Annotated in this window: 4 protein-coding genes and 1 pseudogene; all 5 read left to right on the top strand. The window is 39.7% G+C overall.

The window, feature by feature from the left end; translation table 11 throughout:
* Positions 1-464: pseudogene (locus tag AC2JBO_RS42620) on the top strand (hypothetical protein); the annotation flags it as partial.
* 250 nt (positions 465-714) lie between these two features.
* A complete protein-coding gene (gene purN, locus AC2JBO_RS42625) occupies positions 715-1,368 on the top strand; it encodes a phosphoribosylglycinamide formyltransferase (RefSeq protein ID WP_496959670.1) in 654 nt (217 codons plus the stop codon).
* A gap of 54 nt (positions 1,369-1,422) precedes the next feature.
* Positions 1,423-2,580: an anhydro-N-acetylmuramic acid kinase gene (locus AC2JBO_RS42630; protein WP_496959671.1), complete on the top strand. Its 1,158-nt coding sequence runs from the start codon at positions 1,423-1,425 to the stop codon at positions 2,578-2,580.
* Between the two features lie 527 nt (positions 2,581-3,107).
* Positions 3,108-3,575 (top strand): hypothetical protein, encoded by a 468-nt coding sequence (locus AC2JBO_RS42635; protein WP_496959672.1) that lies wholly within the window; start codon positions 3,108-3,110, stop codon positions 3,573-3,575.
* A 137-nt stretch (positions 3,576-3,712) separates the two neighbouring features.
* Positions 3,713-5,472: PAS domain S-box protein (locus tag AC2JBO_RS42640; RefSeq protein WP_496959673.1), on the top strand; the 1,760-nt coding region annotated here is incomplete at its 3' end.

Here is a 5,472-nt window from a genome sequence, read left to right on the forward strand (position 1 = left end):
CCAGTGGCAGCCAAGAATTGGATGAAGCTTTGTTAGAGCAAGCAAGAAACTTTAAATTAAAACCTTCTGCTGGTGTTCGTAAAGGTGTGCGTGTTAGTGCAAATTTTGCCATTGATGGTTCGGAGCGTCATCGACAGTTACAAGAACGGAAAAGAAAAAAACAACAGCAAGAGCAAAAACAGCGTGACGAAGCACAATCAAATCGTCAAACAGCTACTCAAAGTAACTCGGCACCAACACCTTCACCCAACCAAAATCAAGATTCAGTACCAACACCTCCTTCTCATCTTAATGATTCGAGTAGTTCTAATGAACCTAAAAAAAATACACCAACTCGAAAACGTTCTTTAAGGCGCCTGAATGATATCTTGCGTCCTAAACCAGAAGTACCACCAACAGAAACACCTGAAATACAAAGCGAACCCATACAAAAACCTGTTGTAACTGAGGAAAATAAACAATAAAATTAATTAAACGTCGTTTACTTGCTTCTCTGAAACTTTCCCTCACCTCAAAGTCTGAATAACGTCAAGTCCTCTGTGTGGACTCTGTGTCTCTGTGGTAAAAAAAACTCTTATGCTAGCACTGCACAGGCGAGACGCCCGTGCTACAAGCCATCAAAACTATCTAAAATAGTTTTTTTGTATTAATTGCTTGAATACGGAAGCACTGTAAAATTCTGTTAACTTTGCTTCGTATTTATATTCAAATGCTATGACACTTGATGTTGATACTAATAGTCTTATTTCCCCTAGTATTACCAGCACCAGACATCATAACTCTTCAGAGGGCTCCCCAACCAAGCTGGGAATATTAGCTAGTGGTAGTGGTAGTAACTTTGAAGCAGTTGCCCAAGCAATTAAAAATCAGCAACTCAACGCTCAAATTGAGGTTTTAATTTACAATAACCCAGATGCATACGCAGCAACACGTGCGGCTAACTGGAATATTCCAGCAGTGCTATTAAACCACCGTGACTACAAAAGTCGTGAAGAGTTAGACGCAGAAATTGTACGGACGTTACAAAAGTACGATGTAGAGTTAATTGTAATGGCTGGTTGGATGCGAATAGTCACCCAAGTGTTAATTGATGCGTATACAGACAAAATCATTAACATACATCCAAGTTTATTACCTAGCTTTAAAGGCGCCCATGCCATTGAACAAGCTTTGGCTAGTGGAGTAAAAATAACAGGATGTACAGTGCATCTAGTGCGTTTAGAAGTAGACGACGGTCCAATTTTGATACAAGCAGCTGTGCCTATCTTTCCCAATGATACAACTAACACACTTCACCAACGAATTCAAATTGAAGAACATAGAATTCTTCCGGCTGCAATTTCGCTTGCTATATTAAGGGCGGGTTGATAGCTTAATAACAATCCAAAATCTAAAATCTAGAATCTAAAATCCAAAATCGTAATGACTCGCGTAATTGGTTTAATGAGTGGTACGTCAGTCGATGGTATTGATGCTGCCTTAGTAGATATTTCCGGTCAAGATTTAGATATCCAAGTTGAGTTAGTTGATAAAGCAACTTACCCTTATCCATCTACACTCCGAGAACGTATTTTAAGTTTATGTGCGGGTGAGGCTATTTCAATGGCAGAATTTGCACAGCTTGATGATGCAATAGCCAAAGCTTTTGCTGAAGCTGCTATAAATATTCAAACCATACATGAAGGCACGACACTTATTGGTTCACATGGACAAACCGTATATCACCGACCACCTACTTTTGAAGGTTGTGAAATTAACGCGCATATTCTCGCTTATAGTTTACAGCTTGGACGCGGCGCCTTAATTGCTAGCTTAACCGGCATTACCACCGTGAGTAATTTTCGTGCTGCCGATATTGCAGTGGGTGGTCAAGGGGCGCCATTAGTACCGCGTATCGATGCTGCATTGCTCGCTCATCCGACTGAAACTCGCTGTATTCAAAATATCGGTGGTATTGGTAATGTTACTTATATACCAGCCCGAACAGGTGATTGTTTATCTCAAATTCGCGGTTGGGATACAGGTCCTGGAAATAGCTTGATCGACTTGGCTGTAAATCAATTAAGCGATGGCACTCAAAACTATGATGAAAATGGTAATTGGGCAGCAAGCGGTGATATTTGCCAACCTCTAGTCGAGAAATGGCTGAAACACGAGTACTTTCAGGCGCCACCACCAAAATCAACAGGACGCGAATTATTTGGTATTGATTATTTAAAACAGTGTTTTCACGATGCAAAAGAGTATCAATTAAATCACGCCGACTTTTTAGCTACACTAACCGAGCTAACCGCAGCTTCAATCGTTTACAACTACCGTAATTTTCTAGTACAAATGCCAACTCGGGTACTTTTATGCGGTGGTGGTAGTCGTAATCTTTATCTCAAACAACGATTACAAGCACTTTTAGAATCAATTCCAGTTACAACTACCGACGAATTTGGATTAAACGCCGATTTGAAAGAAGCCATCGCTTTCGCTGTACTCGCATACTGGCGCCTTCATGGCAGTCCAGGCAACTTGCCTTGTGCAACTGGCGCTAAAAAAGAAGTGTTGCTAGGAGAAGTTTTTGAGTGCTGAGTAATGAGTGCTGAGTGCTGAGTAATAACTTCCAACTCAATACTCCTAACTACTGGTCTGTGTCATTAATTTTGGGTTGTAGGCGCCAATAGTTACAAACGTAGGGTGCGTGACGCTACTAAAATTTTAAAACGAAGCGCAGCGCTGGTAGCGTCACGCACCTCACAGTTTAAAATCAACCATCCGTTACATCCGTTCCAGACTCCGTTGCCAATTTTTCTACCCACCAAAACTATTGACCTCGACTCTATCAATTTGAGCGAAGCGATTGACACAGACTAGCAGAGCAATGGTGCGTCAAAGCACATGATTTTTCGTTTTATTGAAGATTGTAATAGCTTTGACGCACCCTACACACTCGTTTCTACCTCCCAACTCCTACCTCCTAACTCCTAACTTTCTACTCAGCACTTTCTTGTGGGTATACTAAGCGTACTTGCCGCTTGAGATGTTTTATTTTGATCTCTGGTCTTGGCGATGCAAAACACGGAAAAAATAAGTAAATAAATATATATAAGGTATTACTGGTGAGACACTCTTTTTTACTCGAAGCTGGACGTTGGACTTTACAAGGTAGTTGGCTGGAACGTGATGCGATGCCAGTTCCCGTTAAAGGTATGACTTTGGTTGCTTGGAACCGTGATAACTGGTTCACTATGGCAACTAAACTCATTTTCCCTGGCAGCGAGCGCACCGAAATCGCATTACAGTATAAAGGTCGTCTTGATGATGGTGAACGTCATTACTCATTTTTGCTACAACATAATCAATTTGGACAAATCGAAGGTGAAGGGTGGGTTGGTCTAGAAACAATTGTACAGCGATACTGGGTACTTAGTGACCGTCAGCGTCGTAGTGGTTTTGAAACTCTACATCGTATTTCTGATGACTCCTATCATTTGACTGGTGGTATCCTCGTTGGTCATTTCCTCTCTAGTACTATGGAAGCAAAACTTGAACGCCAGCAAACTCCGTCAACTGCACCTCAGAAATAAACCTTTGGGTAGAAGTAATGTTTCTTTGCCATAGCATAATCTTGAATATTATCGCTTATTGTGTCCCTATGTAATGCAGGGGTGCCAAAAGATATACACTTTAAATTGTTTGCTAAGGTATTCAAGAATTATCCAAAATGCAAGACGAAACGTCTTCTAATCTACCTGCCAATATACAACAAACGCAGAAAGAAGATTCCATCGAAGAAGAGGGAACGTTAATTCAGCTTGTTGATGGCACTATCTGCGGATGCAATGGCATTGAATGTTTGGGATATAATCCAAATGAGATGATAGGTAAAAATTTATTTGATCTATTCTCACAGATTATAGATTTAAATGGAGTGCCTTACACGCGCGATACTTATCCGGCTACAGTATCATCTCGAACAGGTCAATCTTTTCAAAATAAAAATACAATAATCGGATATTTTAAATCAGAGCCAAATCAAGGTGTATGGCTTAGGCTTAACTTTCAACCTTTGTTTTTAACTAATGATACTAAACCTTACGCTATATTATCAAAATTTTGTGTAGTTAGAGAAATAGAGTTTATTAATAACAATGAATCTAATAGTAACGATAACAGTCAGTCAGAACAAGTAATATATAAAATTTACTTGGATTTAGATGAAAATAATACAAATTTATCAAGTGTAAATTATGATTTACAAGCTGTTTTAGAAGAACTTAGTGTTGCAGAAGCAGAAATGCAACAGCAAAATTTATTGTTAGAAAACGAACGGCAACACTATGTAGATTTATTTAACTTTGCTCCTGATGGGTATATTGTGACAGATATTCAAGGAAAAATTCAAGAAGCAAACCAGTCTGTTGCTACATTTCTTGGTTTAAAGCAACAAAATTTAATTGGTAAAAATCTAACAGCTTTTATTCCATCTCAAGAATATCAAGCTTTGTACTCGCAATTTAATCAGTTACGCGCGCTACCCCAACTACAAATTCAAACAAAAGAGCTTCAAATTTTACCACATCAAGGGGCGCCATTTAGCGCTGAGGTAACAGTTGCCAGTATATACAATAAGACCAGAGAATTTACAGGCTTACGGTGGTTAATTCGAGATATCACCGATAGAAAACGCTCTACTCAAGCTGTACAGCAGAGTGAATTATACTTCCGAACTTTAGCTGATACAATGCCGCAATTATTCTGGACTACTTTACCCGATGGTTATCATGATTATTTTAACAGGCGTTGGTTTGAGTATACAGGAATGACTTTAGAGCAGACCCAAGGTTGGGGATGGAGTCATTTATTACATCCAGATGACCAACAAAGATGTTTTGATATCTGGAACGAATCGTTGCGTACAGGAAAAATTTATAATATTGAATATCGTTTTAAACGCGCGTCCGATGGAAAATATCGTTGGTTTATTGGTAGAGCATTTCCACTGCGGGACAAACACGGGAAAATAATTCGTTGGTTTGGGTCTTGTACGGATATTGATGATGCTAAACGGGTTGAGCAAGCTTTACGCGAAAGCGAAGAACGTTATCGAATACTAACAGAAATCGCTCCTCAAGTCGTTTGGATGTCTCAAAACGAGGGTAAAATTACTTACTGTAATCAGTACTGGCTTGATTATAGTGGTTTGTCGATAGAGCAAACTATGGGTCATCAATGGTTGAGTGTTATTCATCCAGAAGACCGAGAACAAGTTTTAAAAACTTGGAACCGAGCTATTGGTAACAGCAACAACTATGAAGCAGAAATTCGCTGTCGTCGTGCGTCTGATGGTATGTATCGTTGGTTTATTGCGCGCGGGTTGCCTTTACGAGACGATTCAGGAACAATAGTCAAATGGATTGGAGTCGCTAGCGATATCCACGACCGTAAGCAAGCAGAAATTGAGCGCGAACAATTATTATTGAG

The organism is Calothrix sp. CBUCES-K 9914, assembly GCF_059640475.1.